At 59.6% G+C, this 20,203-nt stretch carries 20 protein-coding genes and 1 tRNA gene; 9 read left to right on the top strand and 12 right to left on the bottom strand.

Going from position 1 to position 20,203, the window contains the following annotated elements:
• The first annotated feature begins 353 nt into the window (after nucleotides 1-353).
• Complete coding sequence (locus HLUSI_RS0103445; protein ID WP_016832638.1) at nucleotides 354-1,478, top strand: tyrosine-type recombinase/integrase; 1,125 nt, start codon at nucleotides 354-356, stop codon at nucleotides 1,476-1,478.
• Nucleotides 1,479-1,528: 50 nt separating this feature from the next.
• Here HLUSI_RS0103445 and HLUSI_RS0103440 read toward each other — a convergent pair.
• From HLUSI_RS0103440 to HLUSI_RS0103430, 3 genes are all read right to left on the bottom strand, one after another.
• A tRNA-Ser gene (locus HLUSI_RS0103440) sits at nucleotides 1,529-1,622 on the bottom strand.
• A 133-nt stretch (nucleotides 1,623-1,755) separates the two neighbouring features.
• Nucleotides 1,756-3,009, bottom strand: a complete 1,254-nt coding sequence (locus HLUSI_RS0103435) for an aspartate kinase (protein ID WP_016832637.1) — start codon at nucleotides 3,007-3,009, stop codon at nucleotides 1,756-1,758.
• A gap of 360 nt (nucleotides 3,010-3,369) precedes the next feature.
• Nucleotides 3,370-3,642 (bottom strand): DUF4148 domain-containing protein, encoded by a 273-nt coding sequence (locus HLUSI_RS0103430; protein WP_016832636.1) that lies wholly within the window; start codon nucleotides 3,640-3,642, stop codon nucleotides 3,370-3,372.
• Nucleotides 3,643-3,816: 174 nt separating this feature from the next.
• Here HLUSI_RS0103430 and HLUSI_RS0103425 point away from each other — a divergent pair, with 174 nt between their 5' ends.
• On the top strand, nucleotides 3,817-4,725 hold the full coding sequence (locus HLUSI_RS0103425; protein WP_029363072.1) for a LysR family transcriptional regulator: 909 nt from the start codon (nucleotides 3,817-3,819) through the stop codon (nucleotides 4,723-4,725).
• 24 nt (nucleotides 4,726-4,749) lie between these two features.
• Here the strand turns inward: HLUSI_RS0103425 and HLUSI_RS0103420 are convergent, their stop codons facing one another.
• Nucleotides 4,750-5,181 (bottom strand): thioredoxin family protein, encoded by a 432-nt coding sequence (locus HLUSI_RS0103420; RefSeq protein WP_016832634.1) that lies wholly within the window; start codon nucleotides 5,179-5,181, stop codon nucleotides 4,750-4,752.
• A 119-nt stretch (nucleotides 5,182-5,300) separates the two neighbouring features.
• Here HLUSI_RS0103420 and tsaB point away from each other — a divergent pair, with 119 nt between their 5' ends.
• From tsaB to HLUSI_RS0103395, 4 genes are read left to right on the top strand one after another with little or no spacing between them, the layout of a single operon-like run.
• Nucleotides 5,301-6,011 (top strand): tRNA (adenosine(37)-N6)-threonylcarbamoyltransferase complex dimerization subunit type 1 TsaB, encoded by a 711-nt coding sequence (gene tsaB, locus HLUSI_RS0103410; RefSeq protein WP_016832632.1) that lies wholly within the window; start codon nucleotides 5,301-5,303, stop codon nucleotides 6,009-6,011.
• Nucleotides 6,008-6,499 (top strand): ribosomal protein S18-alanine N-acetyltransferase, encoded by a 492-nt coding sequence (gene rimI, locus HLUSI_RS0103405; RefSeq protein WP_016832631.1) that lies wholly within the window; start codon nucleotides 6,008-6,010, stop codon nucleotides 6,497-6,499. Before tsaB ends, rimI begins: the two co-directional genes overlap by 4 nt.
• Nucleotides 6,496-7,401, top strand: coding sequence for a uracil-DNA glycosylase (locus tag HLUSI_RS0103400; RefSeq protein WP_016832630.1), 906 nt, complete (start codon nucleotides 6,496-6,498; stop codon nucleotides 7,399-7,401). The genes rimI and HLUSI_RS0103400 overlap by 4 nt, the downstream gene beginning before the upstream one ends.
• Nucleotides 7,382-8,392, top strand: a complete 1,011-nt coding sequence (locus tag HLUSI_RS0103395; RefSeq protein ID WP_016832629.1) for a DUF1853 family protein — start codon at nucleotides 7,382-7,384, stop codon at nucleotides 8,390-8,392. The genes HLUSI_RS0103400 and HLUSI_RS0103395 overlap by 20 nt, the downstream gene beginning before the upstream one ends.
• A gap of 55 nt (nucleotides 8,393-8,447) precedes the next feature.
• Here HLUSI_RS0103395 and lplT read toward each other — a convergent pair whose 3' ends face one another.
• A complete protein-coding gene (gene lplT, locus HLUSI_RS0103390) occupies nucleotides 8,448-9,716 on the bottom strand; it encodes a lysophospholipid transporter LplT (protein WP_016832628.1) in 1,269 nt (422 codons plus the stop codon).
• 253 nt (nucleotides 9,717-9,969) lie between these two features.
• Between lplT and alr the strand changes: the two genes are divergently transcribed.
• On the top strand, nucleotides 9,970-11,058 hold the full coding sequence (gene alr, locus HLUSI_RS0103385) for an alanine racemase (protein ID WP_029363069.1): 1,089 nt from the start codon (nucleotides 9,970-9,972) through the stop codon (nucleotides 11,056-11,058).
• Between the two features lie 11 nt (nucleotides 11,059-11,069).
• Nucleotides 11,070-12,446, top strand: coding sequence for a DNA repair protein RadA (radA, locus tag HLUSI_RS0103380; protein ID WP_016832626.1), 1,377 nt, complete (start codon nucleotides 11,070-11,072; stop codon nucleotides 12,444-12,446).
• Nucleotides 12,447-12,480: 34 nt separating this feature from the next.
• Here radA and HLUSI_RS0103375 read toward each other — a convergent pair whose 3' ends face one another.
• From HLUSI_RS0103375 to ompR, 3 genes are read right to left on the bottom strand one after another with little or no spacing between them, the layout of a single operon-like run.
• Nucleotides 12,481-13,053, bottom strand: a complete 573-nt coding sequence (locus tag HLUSI_RS0103375; protein ID WP_029363068.1) for a flagellar protein FlhE — start codon at nucleotides 13,051-13,053, stop codon at nucleotides 12,481-12,483.
• Between the two features lie 2 nt (nucleotides 13,054-13,055).
• Nucleotides 13,056-14,465: a sensor histidine kinase gene (locus HLUSI_RS0103370; RefSeq protein WP_016832623.1), complete on the bottom strand. Its 1,410-nt coding sequence runs from the start codon at nucleotides 14,463-14,465 to the stop codon at nucleotides 13,056-13,058.
• A complete protein-coding gene (ompR, locus tag HLUSI_RS0103365; RefSeq protein WP_029363066.1) occupies nucleotides 14,465-15,220 on the bottom strand; it encodes an osmolarity response regulator transcription factor OmpR in 756 nt (251 codons plus the stop codon). Before ompR ends, HLUSI_RS0103370 begins: the two co-directional genes overlap by 1 nt.
• Nucleotides 15,221-15,389: 169 nt before the next feature.
• Here ompR and HLUSI_RS0103360 point away from each other — a divergent pair, with 169 nt between their 5' ends.
• Complete coding sequence (locus tag HLUSI_RS0103360; protein WP_029363065.1) at nucleotides 15,390-15,677, top strand: hypothetical protein; 288 nt, start codon at nucleotides 15,390-15,392, stop codon at nucleotides 15,675-15,677.
• Between the two features lie 79 nt (nucleotides 15,678-15,756).
• On the opposite strand, the gene HLUSI_RS0103355 is transcribed toward HLUSI_RS0103360, so the two are convergent.
• The 4 genes from HLUSI_RS0103355 to prmB all read right to left on the bottom strand — a co-directional run.
• Entirely contained in the window at nucleotides 15,757-16,416 is a 660-nt protein-coding gene (locus HLUSI_RS0103355) for an amino acid ABC transporter permease (RefSeq protein WP_016832620.1), read from the bottom strand.
• Between the two features lie 67 nt (nucleotides 16,417-16,483).
• Nucleotides 16,484-17,299, bottom strand: a complete 816-nt coding sequence (locus tag HLUSI_RS0103350) for a cystine ABC transporter substrate-binding protein (protein ID WP_016832619.1) — start codon at nucleotides 17,297-17,299, stop codon at nucleotides 16,484-16,486.
• 140 nt (nucleotides 17,300-17,439) lie between these two features.
• Entirely contained in the window at nucleotides 17,440-19,461 is a 2,022-nt protein-coding gene (locus HLUSI_RS0103345) for an ATP-binding cassette domain-containing protein (protein ID WP_029363063.1), read from the bottom strand.
• 75 nt (nucleotides 19,462-19,536) lie between these two features.
• The coding region (gene prmB / locus HLUSI_RS0103340) for a 50S ribosomal protein L3 N(5)-glutamine methyltransferase (RefSeq protein ID WP_016832617.1) at nucleotides 19,537-20,203 on the bottom strand (667 nt) is incomplete at its 5' end.

Here is a 20,203-nt window from a genome sequence, read left to right as displayed (position 1 = left end):
AGTGGGTCAGTTTTCGATGCAAATCTACAGAATCGCATGATTCCAGTAGCTACGCGGCTCATGAAGCCGGAAGAGATTTTGCCTTTTGGAAGGAGATGTAAATGATTGCGCCGGGGGGGGCGATACGTAAAGTTGCCCGTATTCGAAGTTATCTCAGGCTACACGGAAAAAGCTGTGCGCCGAAAGATCGAAGAAGGGCGCTGGCTAGAAGGAAAAGAATACCGACGTGCTCCGGATGGGCACATTCTCGTTGATTTGGAGGGATATTATAAATGGGCCGAAGGTCAAGTACAGGTGGTGTAACTCCCGCTGGAGATCGTATTCAGGTGAGGTTTACGTATCAAGGAAAGGATATGCGTCCGACATTGAATCTGAAGCCTACCGCTGTGAACCTGAAGCACGCACACCGCTTACGTGAACAAATACTTTTCGATATTAAGGCTGGCCAATTTAATTTGGCCGAGTTCTTCCCTGATTATCGAAATGCCGAGCTGAGCGAGTCTACTCATCGGAGTTTTCTACAATGGGCGGAGTTGTGGGGGCAGTTGTCGGCACGTAGTTTAGAAAACTCAACTATTCGCATTTATAAACGACATCTCAAAGCGTATTGGGTCGCAAAATTTGGAGACCTTTTGCCGAAGCAAATAACGCACGAGAAAGTTTTGGAGCATCTTGCATACCTGGCTACTTCGAGAATCCATCCTGTCTCAGGTAAGTTGACCAAGCCTTTGGGGCGCAAGACGCAAAATAACATCTTGATTCCGCTGCGCGGTGTGTTTGAGCTGATTTGCAAATCCGATCCATATGTTAAAGACCCGACCGATGGTATTGATAATCTAAAGGTGCAAAAGGCACAGCCGGATCCTTTCACCGCCGAAGAGGTTGAGCTAATTTTGGCTGAAATAGAGGACGAAGCCTTGTCTGATTATTTTGAATTTTCCTGCTTTGCAGGATTACGAATCAGTGAGCAGATTGCGCTATTGTGGGAGGATGTCGATCTTCGGCAAGGTACTGTGAAGGTTCGTAGGGCGCGGGTCTTGGCGGAAGATAAAGAACGGACAAAAACAGGATATGAGCGTGAGGTCGAGTTAAATGCTCGAGCTTTGGCTGTAATCAAGCGTCAGCGTGCTCGCACTCAGGCAAAAGGGATATATGTGTTCTTGAACCCGTCGACAGGCTTACGTTGGAATGACGAGCAGGAACAACGTAGAGAATGGGTTCAAGTATTACGGGCGGCTAAAGTGCGGTATCGACCGCCGAAAGAGTGTCGAGATACTAGTGTAACGTTGTCGCTGATGGCAGGAGCAGACCCCCTATGGGTGGCTAAGCAACATGGCCACAGTGTTACCGTGATGATGAAGAGCTACGCTCGATTTATTCCGCGTGCGGACAAGGGGCGGAATTTGGAAGCTGTAAATGCGGCGCTGAAATTAGCGGATTCCGCAGTTAATCCGCAGTACGCCGAATTCCAGAAATAGAAAAGCGCCCCGAAAGGCGCTTAGCTATTGATTTCCACCAACTAAATCATTGGCGGAGACGGAGGGATTCGAACCCTCGATACAGGTTTAAGCCCATATGCTTCCTTAGCAGGGAAGTGCCTTCGACCACTCGGCCACGTCTCCACGCTGTAGACAGATGTTGCGCTGCCTCAGCAAAGAAGCCCGCATAATATCTTTTCATGCGGATTTGGTCAATGAAACTCTGCTGTTTTGAATGGATTATTTTCCATTCGGCGAGCTTCACTGACGCATCGGATTACTTGCCGTTTTCCAGGTCGAAGGCCTTGTGCAATGCGCGCACGGCCAATTCCATGTATTTTTCGTCGATCAGGACCGAGATCTTGATTTCGGACGTGGAAATCATCTGGATGTTGACGCCTTCTTCCGACAGCGTGCGGAACATCTGCGAAGCGATGCCGACATGGCTGCGCATGCCGACGCCGACCACGGAGACCTTCGACACCTTGGTGTCGCCGACGATGCTGGCGGCGCCGATGTGGGCCTTGACGCTGGCGTTCAGGACTTCGATGGCCTTGGCGTATTCGGCGCGCGGCACGGTGAAGGTGAAGTCGGTCTTGCCTTCGACGGACTGATTCTGGATGATCATGTCCACTTCGATGTTGGCGTCGGCAATCGGGCCGAGGATCTGATAGGCAATGCCTGGGCGATCTGGCACGCCGAGCACGGTAATCTTGGCTTCATCGCGGCTGAATGCGATGCCGGTAATGGTTGCTTGTTCCATCTTGGTGTCTTCCTCAAACGAAATCAGTGTGCCGGACTTGGTTTCTTCTTCCAGCGACATTAGTGGGTCGGTCAGCGACGACAGTACGCGCGTCGGCATCTTGTAGTTGCCGGCGAATTCCACCGAGCGGATCTGCAGGACCTTGGAGCCCAGCGACGCCATTTCGAGCATTTCTTCAAACGTCACGGTGTTCAGGCGGCGTGCTTCGCTGACCACGCGCGGGTCGGTCGTGTAGACGCCGTCGACGTCGGTGTAGATCAGGCATTCGGCGGCCTTGATCGCGGCAGCCACGGCCACGGCGGACGTATCGGAACCGCCGCGTCCCAGCGTGGTGATGTTGCCGTCGGCGTCAACGCCCTGGAAGCCGGTAATGATCACGATGCGGCCGGCGTTCAGGTCCTTGCGCACCTTGGCATCGTCGATCGAACGGATGCGCGCCTTGGTGAAGGCCGAATCGGTCTTGATCGGTACTTGCCAGCCGGCGTAGGAGACGGCTTCTTTGCCGATCGCCTTCAGCGCCATGGCCAGCAAGGCGACGGAAACTTGTTCGCCGGTCGATGCCAGCATGTCCAGTTCGCGGGAGTCGGGTTGGGCCATGATTTCCTTGGCCAGACCCAGCAAACGGTTGGTTTCACCAGACATTGCGGAAGGAACGACAACGATCTGGTGGCCGGCGTCGTGCCACTTGGCAACGCGCTTGGCGACATTCTTGATGCGCTCTGTCGAGCCCATCGAAGTGCCGCCGTATTTGTGAACGTATAAAGCCATAGGAAGTAGGTCTGAATTGCGTGACTGAGTGCTGCTCTTGGGTGCTGCTATTTGTTGCCGGATTGCGAAAAAACTGCGTAAAAGGCCGGAGGAAACAAACCCTCGACTTTACAGGGAGCAGGCCAAAATCACAAGAAAAAACGGGTAAAAAGCGGGTTTTTCATGCGTTTTTCAGTCCATTTCTGGCTGGTTTTGCATGATTCGATGCAGAAGGGAAATGTGCAGGAGGAGGTGACACGCCATCCACCATGGTGCTGCCGAACGGCAGGCCGACCAAGGTAGACGGTGGTTGCGGGCAGGGCCGCAATGATGCTTGTTGCTTGTAATGCGTAAGCGCTCGGACAATGCGCTTAGTAAACCTTAAGCACCGGTATAGACGCTGCTGTCGACGGCCGACTTCGATTGGCTGACGACTTCACTGCGGGACAGCGGGCTGCGCGCTTGAATCACGATAGGGTAGTTGTTGCCGTTCGTGATCAGGCCTTGTGCTTGTGCTTGTTGCAGTTCGGCAACGACTTCGGCGCGGGTCTTGGTCGACACGAACTTGGTTTCCGGTGGAAATGGCGATTCAGCCATGGCGGCGCCGGCAGCGGCAAACAGGACGATAGCGGCAGTGATTTGCTTGGTGTTCATGGTAATTCTCCCAAAAGGATAGTCAGTGAAAGTACTTGTCGATGCACGGGCGGTTGGCTTGTGGCTGCTTGCTTCGCCATCGATGAAGCACAGTGTAGTCATTGCCTCATGCGAGAAAAATAGGTCTAATGGCAATGCACTATTTCGTTTACGGAAACAATCAAGGGCTTGAAAATGGATCGTTTGCACTCAATGAAGGTGTTCGCGAAGGTGGTGGAGCAGGGCAGTTTCGTGCGTGCAGCGGAAATCATGTCGCTGTCGAACGCCGTGGTGACGCGCTACATCGTCGATCTGGAGAACCATCTGGGTACGCGCTTGCTGAATCGCTCCACGCGCCGCTTGTCGCTGACCGAGTCCGGCCAGGCTTTTCTGGAGCGGGTCCGGCACATCCTGCCTGAGATCGAAGAAGCCGAAGCCATCGTTGCCATGGCCACCAAGAAGCCGGGCGGCACCTTGTCCCTGTATTCGCACGTCGGCTTCGGCCAGGGCCAGCTCGGCAAGTTGCTGGCGGAATATTCCGTCGCCTATCCGGATGTGGTGCTTGATGTGTCGGTGTCGGAACGCACCATGGATCTGGTGGAAGAGGGAATGGATATCGGGTTTTTCAGCAGCCTGCAAAAATTCGACGCCAGCATGGTGGTGCGCAAGATCGGCGTGGCCGAAGTGGTGCTGTGCGCTTCGCCGTCCTATCTGGAAAAGCATGGCGCGCCGCAGACACCGGACGAACTGAGCCGGCACGCCTGCCTCAATTTTTCGCACGAACATTTGCGCCATTATTGGCATGTGAAGACCGAAGCAGGCATTCGCGACATCCCGATCACCAGCCAGGTGGTGTCCAACAGCGCCTTGCTGTTGCGCGATTTCGCGCTGGCCGGCATGGGCATTACGATGCGCCCCTCATTCAGCCTTGGCGACGATCTGCGCTGCGGCAAGCTGCAACGCGTGCTGGCCGATTTTGATATGGGGCAGGTGTCCGTGATGATGGCGTATCCGAGCCGGCGTCTGCTGTCGGCCAAGGTGCGCAGTTTTGTGGATTTCATCTCTGATCGTTTCCCGCATCCGGAAACCGATCCGTGGCTATGATCGCGAAGAGATGAGAAGGCCGGCTTACGCGGCGTCGGACAGGCTGCTGAGTCGTTTTTTGAGATCGCATTCCTGCCAGGTTCGGCGCTGCGCGGTACTGCCGGCTTCCCGTTCGAGTTCCTGCGGACTGGTTTCGGACAGCGCTTGCAACAGCCTTTCGGCCTGGCGCGTGTCGGGTTCCATGGGACCGAAGAAGGCCACGGTGGAGCCGCGCTGCATCAGCAGCGTCGGGAAATTGTCAACGTCGAGGTCGCCCACCAGGTCGGCCTGGTCTTCGATGTCGATCCAGACGAAATGATGTTCGGGGCGGCGCTCTGCCCAGGCTGCAAAATTGACTGCATAGTCGCGGCAACTGCCGCACCAGCCGGCGCACAGGCAGGCCACGACCCATTTGTCGCCGGCGAGGGCGGCAGCGAGTTCATTGCGGTTGCTGGCGGAGAAGATCTGATAGGACATAAGGCGGCCTATTCTACTCCGGTAGCGCAAAGCCGGCGCAAGCGGCCTGCAACTCCGGCGTCCCCGAATAGTCGTTTTCCGACAGGGCCGGGGAATGCGCGGCGCGGTAAAATAGCGGGATGTCCATCATTCTTGCCATCGAAACTTCCACCGAACTCGCCTCAGCGGCCTTGCTGCACGGCGACGAACTGATCTTCCGCGAATCGCTGGGCGTACAGACCCATTCCGAAACCATTTTGCCGATGGTCCAGCAACTGCTGGCACAAGCCGGCATCGCGCTGTCGCGCTGCGACGCCATTGCCTTCGGCGTCGGACCGGGTTCGTTCACCGGCGTGCGTACGGCATGCGGCGTGGTGCAGGGACTGGCGTTCGGCTGCGACTTGCCGGTGGCGCCGGTGGTAACGCTGGAAGCCATGGCGCAAGCTTGCCTGGAAGCGACCCAAGGCGCCGCCAACGACGTGCTGGCGGTGCTTGACGCTCGCATGGGCGAGGTCTACTGGGCGCAGTATCGCCATGGCGCGGATGGCTGGGAAAGTGTGATCGCGCCGAGTCTGTCGTCGGCTGCTGCTGTTATGTCGCAAGGGCATGTGCAGGCCTGCGGCAACGGCCTGGCCGCGTATGCGCAGGATTTTGCATCGCAGCCGTTTGCAGCCGCGGCGTTGGCGCAACTGATGCCGCACGCGGCGCAGGTGGCAACGCTGGGCCGACGCATGGTCGTCCAAGGCAAGACCGTCTCGCTGGAGGAAGCGCAACCGCTGTACCTGCGCAACAAGGTCGCGCTGACCACGGCCGAGCGTCAGGTGCGCGATCTCGCCAAAGGCGCGGCGTGAACAACGACGCCTTGCTGCATACGCTGGAGAGCAAGTTCGGCGCGCTGACGTTCGCCGCCATGAAGGTCGACGATATCGACGAGGTGGTGCAACTCGAGGACAGCGTTTATCCGCATCCGTGGACGCGCGGCAATTTCCTCGATTCGCTGTACAGCGGTTACCAGACACTGACCATGCGCGACCGTTCGGGGCGCCTGCTCGGTTATTTCCTGGTGATGGAAGCGGTGGATGAAGCGCACCTGCTCAATATCAGCGTCGCTGCGGATGCCCAGGGAGAAGGTTTCGGCCATTTGTTGCTGGAATATGCCGTCGACCTGGCGCGCAAGCATCGGATGGCTGTCATGCTGCTGGAAGTGCGCGTGTCGAACTTGCGTGCGCTGCATGTGTACCGGCGTTACGGTTTCGCGGAAATCGGACGTCGCAAGAATTACTATCCCGCCAATCAACATACGCGCGAAGACGCGATCGTGATGAGCCTACCGCTATGAGTCAAAATACATTTGCCGCTTCGGCCAGGGTCCTGGAAGAAATCGGCGTCGGCCCGGTCTGGGTCCGACGCCATCTTGCCGTTGAAACAGCCGAGGCCGAAGCCGCCGCAACGCCGGTGGCTGCAGCGCCCGTACCGGCTCCGCAGAGAGCTGCGCAACCGGCGGCACGACCAGCGCCAGCGCCGGCTCCCGCTCCCGCACAAGACGACGGCCTGCCGCCATGGTTGAATGAAATGAGTGACGCCGACATGGCGCCGCCCGGCTTCATGCCCAACGACGATGAAGACGACGAACCCGTCATCAGGATCAATCCGGCCATCGCCACCATGGATTGGGCCAAACTCAAGGAAACCGTTGCAGAGTGCCGCCAGTGCGGCTTGTGCAACGGCCGCAAGAAGACCGTCTTCGGCGTCGGCGATGAAAAAGCCAAGTGGCTGTTCATCGGCGAAGGCCCGGGGCGCAACGAGGACATGCAGGGCGAACCGTTCGTCGGCCCGGCCGGCAAGCTGCTCGACAACATGCTGGTCGCCATGGGCCTCAAGCGCGGCGAGAACGCCTATATCGCCAACATCGTCAAATGCCGTCCCACCGACGAAGCCGGCAAGGATCGTCCGCCGTCGGCGCAAGAAGTGGCGTCTTGCCTGCCTTACCTGCAACGTCAGATCGCGCTGATCCAGCCGACCGTGCTGGTGGCGCTCGGCAAGACCGCCGCGCTGTCGCTGCTCGGCCTGGATCCGGCCACTCCTGTTTCCAAACTGCGCGGCACCGTCCATCGCTATCAGGGCCTGCCGCTGGTTGTGACCTACCACCCGGCTTACCTGTTGCGGCAGCTTGGCGACAAGAGCAAGGCCTGGGCCGATCTCTGCCTTGCGATGACAACCTATGCCGACACCACTGACTGATCTGCCGACTGCACCAACCTCGTCCTTTCAGCAGCAATTCCATCGGCGCTGGTCGTCGCTGCGTGACCCGCACGTGCGTGCGCTGGCGTGGCTGCTGGATGCTCCCGGCCTGCTCGACGCCCAGGCATCGCGCTGGAACGGGCGCATCGCTGCACTGGGAGCGCTCAGCGAAATGGACATCACCTGGCTGCAGGCGCTGGACAAGAATCCGCGCGAGCTGTATCTGCTGATCAACGCACAACCGTCGGCGCGCCTCGGGCGCTATGCCGAAAAGCTGCTGACGTTTTACCTGCAGCAGACCGGCCGGTTGATTGCGCACAACGTCCAGGTGCGCAACGGTCCCAACGACACCATCGGCGAATTCGATTTTCTGGTGCATGACGAGGCGAGTGATGACGCTCGATCCGGCGCGGTGCATTGGGAGTTCGCGACCAAGTTTTACCTGCTCGAATCGCATCACGACCAGATGCAGGCCGACGCGTTCGTCGGGCCGAACCTGGCTGATTCTCTCGGCGCCAAGATGGACAAGATCATGCAGCAGCAATTGATGCTGTCAGCCCATCCGGCGGCAGCGCAATACCTTCCGCAACCGGTCACGCGCGCACTGGCCCTGGTCAAGGGCTGGTTGTTCTATGGGGAGACGACCGAGGCGGCATCTCTGCCGGCGGCGTTGGGTATTTCAGCGCAACATTGCCGCGGATTCTGGTGCGAGCTGTCGGCGCTGGACGTGAGCGACGACGAGCGTTATCTGGTGTTGCCGCGCCTGGAGTGGCTGGCGCCGGCGCGGGCCTTGGCAGGCAAGACCTTGTCCGGCGCGCAGTTGCGTGAAACGGTGCAATTGCTGTTCAAGGAGACGCTGGCGCCGGTCATGATCGCCGTGTGCGACATGGAAGGTGATGTGGCATTGGAGCGCCGGCGCGGTTTCCTGGTGCCGGACGACTGGCGCAGCAAGGCGGCGCAACGCGTGCAACATGCCGTGGTGCAGATTTAGCGCACTGGATAGCGTTGCACAATGAAAAAGCGTACGGGGGGGGGGGGGGCTTTTTTTATTCGTCGTGCTTGTGTTCGCCGATCAGCGCCAGTGAATCATGCTCGCGCTGGTTGGCCGCATGACGGCGCATGATCAGGTACATGATGCTGGCGACGAAGACGCCGAAGATCAGGATGACGATGTTGACGTCGAGGTTGAGGCGCACCATGACGGCGTACAGCACCAGCATGGTCAGCACCGAGAGGTTTTCATTGAAGTTCTGCACGGCGATCGAATGGCCGGCGCTCATCAGCACGTGACCCCGGTGTTGCAGCAGCGCGTTCATCGGCACGACGAAGTAACCGGACAATGCGCCGATGATGATCAGCAGCGGGTAAGCAACCCAGACGGAGGTCACCATGGTCATGGCCATCACGACCAGGCCCATGACAATGCCCAGCGGCATGACCGACAGCGATTTCTTGAGCGGCACGAAACGCGCTGCGCCGACTGCCCCCAGTGCGACGCCGAGTGCAACTACGCCTTGGAGGATGGCGGCTTTGTCGAGCGGCATATGCAAGGACTTTTCGGCCCATTTCAGCACGATGAATTGCAGCGTGGCGCCGGCTCCCCAGAACAGCGTCGTGACGGCCAGCGAAATCTGGCCGAGCTTGTCTTTCCACAAGGTGGAAAAGCAGTTGCCGAAGTCGGCGATCAGTTTGATGGGATTGCGCTGCTGGTGGGCGTAACGGGCGCCGGTGTCGGGGATGTTGAGGTTGAAGATGGCCGCGGCGACATAGATGACGGTGATGATGCAGAGTGCAGCTTCGGTAGGGGTGTTGATGCCAAAGTCGAACACGGGGAAATCGAAGTTCAGCAGGGCTGAGGCAATATGCGGATTGACCAGCGCACCGCCAAGGACCGTGCCGAAGATGATGGAGCCGACCGTCAGTCCTTCGATCCAGCCGTTGGCCGCCACGAGCTTTTCGGGCGGCAGCAATTCGGTCAGGATGCCGTATTTGGCCGGGGAATACGCCGCCGCGCCGAAGCCGACCACGGCATAGGCAATCAAGGGATGTACGGTGAAAAACATGAGCGCGCAACCGACCACTTTGATCAGGTTGGTGATGAACATCACCTTGCCCTTGGGGAACGCATCCGCGAAGGCGCCGACGAACGCCGCAAGCAGCACGTACGAGAGCACGAAGAACAATTTCAACAGCGGCGTCATCCATGCCGGAGAGTGCATCTCCGAGAGGAGTGCAATAGCTGCGATAAGCAGTGCGTTATCGGCAAGCGACGAAAAAAACTGCGCCGCCATGATGGTGTAAAAGCCGCGATTCATCCGTATCCAAGATGTGACAAATTATCTCCGGCTTGCTTTATACCATGAAAAGATGACATGCCAGTGATAAGTATGATGAGTGAAAATGCGCAGCCGGCGTGTTTTGCGCGGCCTCTTTCCCGCTTCTTCGAAACAAGTTGGTCCGGTAAAATAGCAGCTTGTTCCCGAAGCGGGGGATTTGGCTCGGTTCCCGATGTTTTCTCGCCATTTTTGTCGCTTTCCCGGCTTTCAGTTGAATATCCAATTCGCACCTATGCCCAGACCACTCGTTGCCACTATTGACATTTCCGCACTACAACACAATCTCGCGGTCGCCAGATCGCGCGCGCCGGATGCCAAGGTGTGGGCCGTGGTCAAGGCGCAGGCATATGGGCACGGTCTGGGACGCGCAGTGCGCGCCTTTGCCGACGCCGATGGCCTGGCGCTGATCGAGGTCAACTATGCGGTGCAGCTGCGCGAGCTCGGGTGGAGCAAGCCCATCCTGCTGCTGGAAGGCTTCTTCGACGCCGACGACATCCCGGTGCTGGCTCGGCACGGCCTGCAGTTCGCCGTGCATTGCGACGAACAGATCGGCTTGCTGGAAGCGGCCGGGCTCGACGCGCAGGCAGCCCAATTCGACGTCCATCTCAAGATGAACAGCGGCATGAATCGCCTCGGCTTCAAGCCGGAGGCCTATCGCGCCGCGTACGAGCGTCTGCAGAAACTGGCCTGCGTGCGCAGCATCACCATGATCACCCATTTCGCCAATGCCGACGACCCCGCCAATCCCGACCTGCCGCTGGCCGAGCAGGTGAGGCGCTTCAATGCCGCCACCGCAGGGCTGGCAGGAGCGCACAGCGCGGCCAATTCGGCGGCCGATCTGATGCATGCCGACCTGGCCTACGAATGGGTGCGCGCCGGCGTGATGCTGTACGGCGGCACACCGGGCGGCGGCACCGCCAAAGAATTCGGCTTGCGCGCGGCGATGACGCTGGAAAGCAAGATCATCGGCGTGCAGGACATCGTTCCCGGCGACGCGGTCGGCTACGGCAGCCGTTTCGTCGCCGACAAGGCCATGAAGATCGGCATCGTCGCCTGCGGTTACGCCGACGGCTATCCGCGCCATGCGCCCAACAACACGGCGGTGATCGTCGACGGCGTGCGCACCGGCACCATCGGACGCGTATCGATGGACATGCTGACGGTCGATCTCAGCCATATTCCGGGCGCCGGCGTGGGCAGCCGCGTGGTGTTGTGGGGCGAAGAACTTCCGATCGACGAGGTTGCGTCTGCAGCGGGCACGATCGGTTATGAATTGATGTGCGCATTGGCGCCGCGCGTAAGCGTGCTGGAAAAGAACTGAGAAGAACCGATATGGCAAAAGCCAAAACGAATTACACATGCACCGAATGCGGCGGCGTCAGCAACAAATGGGCGGGGCAATGTCCGGCTTGCGGGCAGTGGAATACGCTGGTGGAAACCCTGGTCGAAACGGCCGGCGTCAATCGCTACTCCAACCAGCCCCAGGGTCTGGCGCAGACTGCGCCGGTGTTGTCGCTGGTCGATATCGAAGCGATCGACGTGCCGCGTTTCGGCACCGGCATCGAAGAGTTCGATCGTGTGCTCGGCGGTGGATTGGTGCCCGGCGGTGTGGTGCTGATCGGCGGCGATCCGGGCATCGGCAAATCGACCTTGCTGCTGCAGGCCTTGGGTAATATTTCCAAACTCAAGCAGGTCCTGTACGTCAGCGGCGAAGAGTCGGGTTCGCAGATCGCTCTGCGCGCGAAACGGTTGGCGGTGGATGCCAAAGACCTCAAGCTGCAGGCTGAGATCCAGCTGGAAAAAATCCTTTCGACGCTGGCGGAACACAAGCCCGATGTCGCCGTGATCGACTCAATCCAGACCATCTATTCGGATGCACTGTCCTCAGCGCCCGGCTCGGTGGCGCAGGTACGGGAATGCGCGGCGCAACTGACGCGTTTTGCCAAGACTTCGGATACGACCATCATCATGGTCGGCCACGTCACCAAGGAAGGCGCGTTGGCCGGTCCGCGCGTGCTTGAGCATATCGTCGACACGGTGCTGTATTTCGAAGGGGACACGCATTCCAGCTTCCGGCTGGTGCGCGCGTTCAAGAATCGCTTCGGCGCGGTCAATGAACTGGGCGTGTTCGCCATGACCGAGAAGGGCCTCAAGGGTGTGTCGAATCCGTCCGCGCTGTTCCTGTCGCAGCACGACAGCCAGGTGCCGGGGTCCTGCGTGATGGTCACGCAGGAAGGGACACGTCCCTTGCTGGTGGAAATCCAGGCGCTGGTCGACAGCTCGCACGTGCCCAACGCACGCCGCTTGTCGGTCGGTCTTGAGCAAAACCGCCTGGCGATGCTGCTGGCGGTATTGCATCGGCATGCGGGCATCGCCGCCTTCGATCAGGACGTTTTCATCAACGCCGTCGGCGGCGTCAAGATCACCGAACCGGCCGCCGACCTCGCGGTGCTGCTGGCGATCAATTCCTCGATGCGCAACAAGCCGTTGCCGCGCGGGCTGGTGGTGTTTGGCGAAGTCGGCCTGGCTGGCGAGATCCGTCCCGCGCCGCGAGGTCAGGAGCGTCTGCGTGAAGCGGCCAAGCTGGGATTCTCCATCGCCATGATCCCGAAGGCCAATGCGCCGAAGCAGGACATCGAAGGATTGAAAGTGGTCGCCGTCGAGCGCATCGACGAGGCATTGCAGAAGATCCGCGACATCGACGAATGATGGCCGGACAGGGCGTCTGAGGCCTGGCTTCCGATCAGCCCGGCAGATCGTAGGTGACGATCACCTGATTCATTTCGCCACGCGCCGGCGGCCCCAGCTGGCCGCCGCCTCTGACGCGGTAGTGCAGCGTAAACGGCCGCGCGGCGTCCTTGCCGTTGAAGGCGCCGGTGCTGCCGCTGGCGTTGTTGGTCACGTTCCAGCAGCGTTGACGGTTGTTCCAGCACAAGACTGCTTCAAATCCCACGGGCTTTTCCGACAAGCCGTATTTCCATGACACATTGCTGATCGACGCGCCTGGAGGCACCGGCGTGCCGATGGAAAAGGTGGTCTCGTAATCCGCATTCTTGGCCACTATCGTGGCGCCCATTGCGTCGGCGGCGTAAGACCCGCTCGGTCCGCGTGGAGCCGTAGGTGGAGACGCTGTGCCTTGCGGTGGCGGCGCCACGACGGCGGCATGCGGCGAGACAATGGCAGGGGCGCCGGCAGCCGGGACGCTGAGCGTGCGATCGACGCGGGTTTGTGCGGAGACAGTGGCGGCAAGAGCGAGCGTCATTATCGGCAGCCCACGCAACACACGCAGTACATGCAGTACATGCAGCAGCGTCACGATTAAATCGCCTGCTTGCGCGGATTGCCGCCGCGAATCGGGACCGTCGGGAACATCATCTGCACCACGAGACCGCCGCCGTCGCGATTGCGCAAGGCCAGCTTGCCGTTGTGGCGGATCACGATGCGATTGACGATCGCCAGGCCGAGTCCTGACCCATTGGCCTGGCCGCGCGCCGTATCGAGTCGCGTGAACGGGCGCAGCAAATGTTCCAGTTCGCTGTCCGGCGCGCCCGGACCGTGGTCGGAAATTTCCACCTTGACGTGACGGTCTTCGATCTTGCAGAGGATGTCGATGTTGGCGACGTCGGTGCCGGCGGTCTTGCCGTAGCGGCGCGCGTTTTCGATGAGATTGCTGATGATGCGTTCGAGCTCGACCGTGTTGCCCATGACCTCGATGTCGGGCGAGATTGCGGTGCTGACCATGACATCGTTCAGGCGCTTGGAATTGTTGGCGGCATCTTCCAGCAGGCCGGACAAATCCACCGGCGTGAAACTGCTGCTGTCGAATGGTTTGGCATAGTCGAGGAACTGGCCGATGATGGCGTCCATTTGCGCCAGGTCGGAATGCATGCCGTCGCGCGCTTCGTCGGACAGCTTCGCCATTTCGACTTCCAGCTGCATGCGCGCCAGCGGCGTGCGCAGATCGTGCGAAATGCCGGCCAGAATGACGGCGCGGTCGGATTCGATACGGTCCAGGTCGGCCACCATCTGGTTGAAGCTGAGGTTGGCTTCGCGGATTTCGGTCGGGCCCGATTCCGGCAGCGGATCGGGTTGCTTGCCCTTGGCGATGGCGCGCGCGGCAGCGGTGAGGCGCGCCAGCGGCTGGTTGATCAGGGTCGAGATGAACACCGCGCCGATCAGCGACAGCACCAGCGCAATCGAGCCCCAGCCCAGCCATTGCAGGCTCGAGGTGCGATCCAGTCGGCCGCGGTCGAGCATCAGCCAGTATTCATCTTCGTCGATCTTGAAGCTGATCCAGAAACCGTCGACGTCATTGACGCCGGAAGCGAACTTGGTGTCGTCGCCCATCGCCTGCTTGACGTAAAACTCCAGCTCCGGCAACACCGGCGAGTCGTCGGGCGGCGTGATCTTGTCGGTTTTCTCAAGCGGATAAATGCGAATGCCTTCGTTGCTGGCCAGATCGAACAGCAATTCGCGCCGCATTTCCGGCGCCGAGTGGGTGAGGGCGGCACGCGTGATGGTGACCACGGACACGATCTGGGCGGCAAGTTGCTCTGCGCGCGGGCCGCGCTCGACCATGCGGAAGCTGGCTACCCACGCCACCATGCTGGCGGTGATCAGGAAGGTCAGCAAAAAGAAGGTGCGCCAGAACAGGCCGTTGCTGAACCATCGTTGGCGCGCTTGATAGCTCATGTTGTGAATGCCGGTGGCCGGATTGGGTAGGCGCATCAGCGCGGTTTGCCCTCGGGGATGAAGACGTAGCCGAGGCCCCACACGGTCTGGATGTAAAGCGGATTGGCCGGATCCGGCTCGATCAGTTTGCGCAGACGCGAGATCTGCACGTCGAGGCTGCGGTCGAAGACTTCGTATTCACGGCCGCGCGCCATTTCCATCAATTTTTCGCGCGACAACGGCTGGCGTGCATTGCGTGCGAACACTTTCAGCACCGAGAATTCGCCTGTGGTCAGCGGCACGGTCTCGCCTTTTTTCTTCAAGGTGCGGGTGCCGAGATCGAGCACGAATTCACCGAACTCGAACGACTCCGGGGATTCGGAAGGCGCGCCCGGCAATTCGTCCGGACCCTTGCGGCGCAGGACCGCATTGATGCGCGCGACCAGTTCGCGTGGATTGAATGGTTTGGGCAGGTAATCGTCGGCGCCCATTTCGAGACCGATGATGCGATCCACGTCTTCGCCCTTGGCGGTCAGCATGATGATCGGCGTCTGGTCGCCGGCGCCGCGCAGGCGGCGGCAAATGGCAAGACCGTCTTCACCGGGCAGCATCAGGTCCAGCACGAGCAGGTCATAGCGCTCGCGGATCCACAGCTTGTTCATTGCCTGGGCGTTTTCCGCCGTGACGACGTTGAAGCCTTGTTCGGTCAGGTAACGGCGCAGCAAGTCGCGCAAACGGATATCGTCATCCACCACCAGGATTTTAGATTGGTGGGCCGGAGTAGCTGTCGTGCTTGTGTTGGTCGTATTCATGGCGTTATGGTAGCGTCTTCGCGGCGATCGGCAATATGTAACAGCCTAAAGATTACAAACTGTTACATACCTTACCTTAATCATCTTATACCATCCGGCCGGGCAACCTACACTGGCTACATTGATAAAGCACTTTGTCGATGGCTTGGAAATCTGGAAAAATGCCGCTATGAACATTGCTGTAATTAAAAGGATAGGTATTGCTGCAGTCGTGCTTGCGCTGAGCGCTGCCGGCGCGCTTGCGCGACCTCCCGAAGGCTCGCGCGGCGGTCCGGGGCAGCCGACCGATTTGCGTCATCAGGGCGGCAATAATTTCGGCAACGGCGGCAATCGACCGCAACAGCAGCAAGAGCAGGAAGCCAACCAGCGCCGCGGAAAATTGAGCCCCGACGAACGGCGTGAATTGCGGCGCCAGATTGACGAAGCCGGCCAGGATATCTATCGCGTCAAGCGTTGATGGCGCGACAGGAATGACACAAAAAGCCCGGGCTGTTCAGTCCGGGCTTTTTCGTGGGCGAAGCATTCTGGATGTGCAATCAAGTCTGATGCGCGCGTCCCAGTTTTTTCTCCAGCCGGTGCTGCAAGGCTTCAAAGCAGATACTCAGGAACCAGTACACCATCGCCGCCGCAATGTACAAAGGCAGCGGCCGGAAGGTCACGGCGATGATTTCCTTGGTCGAGAGCATCAGTTCGGTGACGGTGATGACCGACACCAGCGAAGTGTCCTTGATCAGGCTGATCAGCGTATTGCTCATGGACGGCACCGCAATGCGGATCGCCTGCGGCACCACCACGTAGCGCAGCGTTTGCGGATAGGTCAGGCCGAGGCTGTAGCTGGCGCTCCACTGGCCGCGGGTGACGCCGAGGATGGCGCCGCGCAGGCTCTCCGACAAATACGCGCCGGCATTCAGGCTTAGCGTCAGTACGCCTGCCATGAGCGGCGAGAATTCGATGCCGACGCTGGGCAGTCCGTAATAGACCACGAAAATCTGCACCAGCAGCGGCGTGCCGCGCATCAGGCTGACGTACACCGCAGCCGGCCAGTGCACGAACTTCCACGGCACGATGCGCGCTACCGCCAATACGAAGCCGAGCACCAGTCCGCCCAGCATCGAGGACAGGGCGAACAGCAGTGTATAGCCGACGCCTCTGAGCATGACCGGCGCCGCCTGACGCAGCAAATCCCAAATTTCCATTTTTGTCGGCAAATAAAAATATCCCCGCAACAGTGCGGGGATATCGGTTTGAAAATGAATCCGAAGCTTATTGTGCGGTCGGCGGCTTGCTCACGTCAATGCCGAACCATTTGATCGACGCCTGCTTGAAGCTGCCGTCTTTCAGGATATCTGCCAAGGCCTTGTTCAGCGCTGCCTTGAATTGCGGATTGCCCTTTTGGAACGGGATGCCGATCTTGTCCACGGCGCCGATCGGCGAGCCGCCCTTGAGCGGCAGGTTCGACGACTTCAGCAGGTAGCCGACCAGCAGGCTGTCGTTCAGCGCTGCATCGATACGGCCGCTGGCCAGGTCGGACAGATATTCAGGCGAGCCAGGATAAGTCTTGACGTCGATGCCGGGAACGGACTTGGCTTTTTGTTCGAAGTTAGTGCCCTGACCCAGGCCGAGTTTCTTGCCCTTCAGGTCTTCCAGGCTCTTGAATTCGCGCTTCTCGTCCTTGCGCACGATCAACTGCGCGCTCGACAGGGTGTACGGATCGGAGAAATCGAACGCCTTTTGGCGCTCATCGGTGATGCCGACCTGGTTGATAATGACGTCATACTTGCCGGCGCCCAGGCCAGCAAGGATACCGCTCCACTCGGTGGTGGTGAATTCAGGCTTGAGCCCCAGCCTGGCGGCCAGCAGCTTGGCGACGTCGACTTCAAAGCCGGTCAGTTCGCTGGTCTTCGGATCCTTGAAGTTGAACGGTGGATAGTTGCCTTCCAGCGCTACCTTCAGTGTGCCGCGCGCCTTGACGGTATCGAGCAGGTCGGCTGCATGCGCGCCGACAGTGGCGCTGACTGAAGCGGCAAGCAGCAGGCCGGCCAGCAAGGGGGACAATTTGCGGAATGAAGTGAATGCCATGTCTGTTCCTTTTGATGTTCTGTATTGATCGGTGGAAACCCGATATGCGAGCAGCTTAATCGTTTTTCAATCTTAGACCAAAGACATCTACGTAAGAAGTTTATATGGCGAGGTTCTCCCGGCCAGCCTTTTCTTCAAGATCAGGCGACCAGTTGCTCCAGCGCTTCCTGCTGCCCCAGCCAGTCTTCTTCCAGTTGCTCCAGTTCCTTGGTGCAATAGGCCTGGTCGGCGATCAGCTTCTTCAGTTCTTCCTTGTTGGCGGCGTCGTAGATATCCGGTGCGGCCAGGCGGGCGTCGATGACGGCCTTCTTTTCATTGCATTTGGCGATCTGTTCTTCCAGGCGCTTGATGCGTGATTCGATCGGCTTTTTCAGACCGGCCAGACGCTGGCGTTCGCCGGCGTCCAGACGCTTTTGTTCGCGACGGTCGCCGACGGGTGCAGCAGACACGGCAGCCACCGGTTCCGGCGCTTTTTGCTCGATCTTGGGTTCGGCTTTCGGCTTGGCGGCGGCAGCTTGCGCTGCTTCCGTTGCGCTGTTTTTGGCGGCCAGCTTGGTCTTGAAAAGCCAGTCGCGGTAATCGTCGAGATCGCCGTCGAAGGGCTGCAATTTGCCGTCGGCGACGATCAGGAACTGGTCGGTGGTGGCGCGCAGCAGATGGCGATCATGGGACACCAGAACGAGCGTGCCCTCGAACTGCGCCAGCGCCATGGTCAGGGCTTCGCGGGTTTCCAGATCCAGATGGTTGGTGGGTTCATCGAGCAGCAGCAGGTTGGGGCGTTGCCAGACGATCAGCGCCAGCGCCAGGCGCGCCTTTTCGCCGCCCGAGAAAGGCGCGATGCTCGACGATGCCATGACGCCGTTGAAGTTGAAGCTGCCGAGGAAGTTGCGCAGCTCCTGTTCGCGCACGTCCGGCGCGATGCGCGCCAGATGCCACAGCGGCGATTCGTCGTGGCGCAGCATTTCGACCTGATGCTGGGCGAAGTAGCCGATCACCAGACCCTTGCCGAACTGGGCGGTGCCGGCGATAGGGTCGAGTTCGTTGGCGATGGTTTTGATCAGCGTCGACTTACCGGCGCCGTTGACGCCGAGCAGGCCGATGCGCTGGCCGGTCTGCAGCGAAAAGTCGATGCCGCCGACGATGACTTTTTCGGAGATTTCGTAAGTTTCCGGATCTTCGCTGCGATAGCCGGCGTTGACCTTTTCCATGACCAGCAATGGATTCGGCGCCGATAGCGGTTCGCGGAACTCAAATGAAAACTCGGCTGCGGCGCGCAAGGGCGCCAGTTCTTCCATCTTCGCCAAGGCCTTCATGCGGCTTTGGGCTTGCCTTGCCTTGCTTGCTTTCGCCTTGAAGCGATCGATGAAGGAATGCAAATGCGCGCGCTGACGCATCTGTTTCTCGATCATGCCGGCCGCCAGTTCGAGTTGGGCTGCGCGTTGGCGTTCGAAGGCGGAGTAATTGCCGGAGTAGCGCTTCAGCTTGCGCTCGTCGATATGCACGATCACGTTGACCACGCCGTCGAGGAAGTCGCGATCATGGGAAATGATGATCAGCGTCCCGGCATAGCGCTTGAGCCAGTCTTCCAGCCAGATGATGGCATCCAGATCCAGGTGATTGGTCGGTTCATCGAGCAGCAGCAAATCGGAAGGACACATCAGCGCCTGCGCCAGATTCAGGCGCATGCGCCAGCCGCCGGAGAAACTCGCGACCGGGCGCTCCATCTGTTCCAGCGTGAAGCCGAGGCCGAGCAGCAGTTGCTCGGCGCGCGAACGCACCGTGTAGACATCGGCATCGGCCAGGGCACCGTACAGTTCACCGATGCGGATACCGTTTTCGGCGCTTTCCGGTTCGGCTTCCGCGGCAGCCAGTTGGGCCTCCAGTCGACGCAGGGTGACGTCGCCGTCGATCGCGTATTCAACTGCAGCGCGATCGAGCGCCGGGGTTTCCTGGGCGACGTAGGCGACGCGCCATTTTGTCGGATAGTCGATGTTGCCCTGGTCGGCATGCAGTTCGCCGCGCAGCATGGCGAACAGGCTGGATTTGCCGGCGCCGTTGGCGCCGATGAGGCCGATCTTGTCGCCCGGGTTGAGGGTGACATCGACATTCTCCAGCAAGGGTTTAACGCCGCGGGCCAGGGTAACTTGCTGAAAACGAATCATCGGAAAACTGCAATCAAAGAGAAAAAATCAGGTTAAAACGAAGCGGAGAAACAAAACTTGAAGCGACGCAAGAAATCAGGCGAGGTGCTGCAATTGATCAGCCGTCACGAGGAACACCATGTCGTCGCCGGCGCTGGTCGTCACCCAGGTCAGTTCCAGGTCGGGGAAGGCGGCTTCGGCGTAGGCGCGTTCGTTGCCGATCTCGACGATCAGTACGCCGTTCGGCGTCAGGCGTTGTGCGGCGCCCTTGACGATCTTGCGCACCAGATCCATGCCGTCCTTGCCGCCTGCCAGCGCGATTTGCGGCTCCTGCAGGTATTCCTGCGGCAACTTGCTCATCGAGTCGGCATTGACGTACGGCGGATTGCTGATGATCAGGTCGTACTTGCGCGCCGGCAGTTTGGTGTAAAGATCGGACTCGACCAGGTTGATGCGATCGCCCAGCTCGTAGTCGTCGACGTTGCGGCGCGCCACTTGCAGCGCTTCCGGCGAAATGTCGACAGCTTCCACGCGCGCCTGCGGGAAGGCATCGGCCAGCAGGATCGGCAGGCAGCCGGAACCGGTGCACAGGTCGAGGATGTTTTCGACTTGGGCAGGATCCTGCACCCACGGCGAGAAATGCTCAGGAATCAGTTCGGCAATGAACGAACGCGGCACGATCACGCGTTCATCGACGAAAAAGCGATAGCCGCCCAGCCAGGCTTCATTGGTGATGTAGGCGGCCGGCACGCGATCTTCGGTG

Source organism: Herbaspirillum lusitanum P6-12 (genome assembly GCF_000256565.1).
Taxonomy (GTDB): domain Bacteria; phylum Pseudomonadota; class Gammaproteobacteria; order Burkholderiales; family Burkholderiaceae_D; genus Herbaspirillum; species Herbaspirillum lusitanum.
Note: the sequence above shows the minus strand (reverse complement) of the source record. Positions and strands in the feature narration are given on the sequence as shown.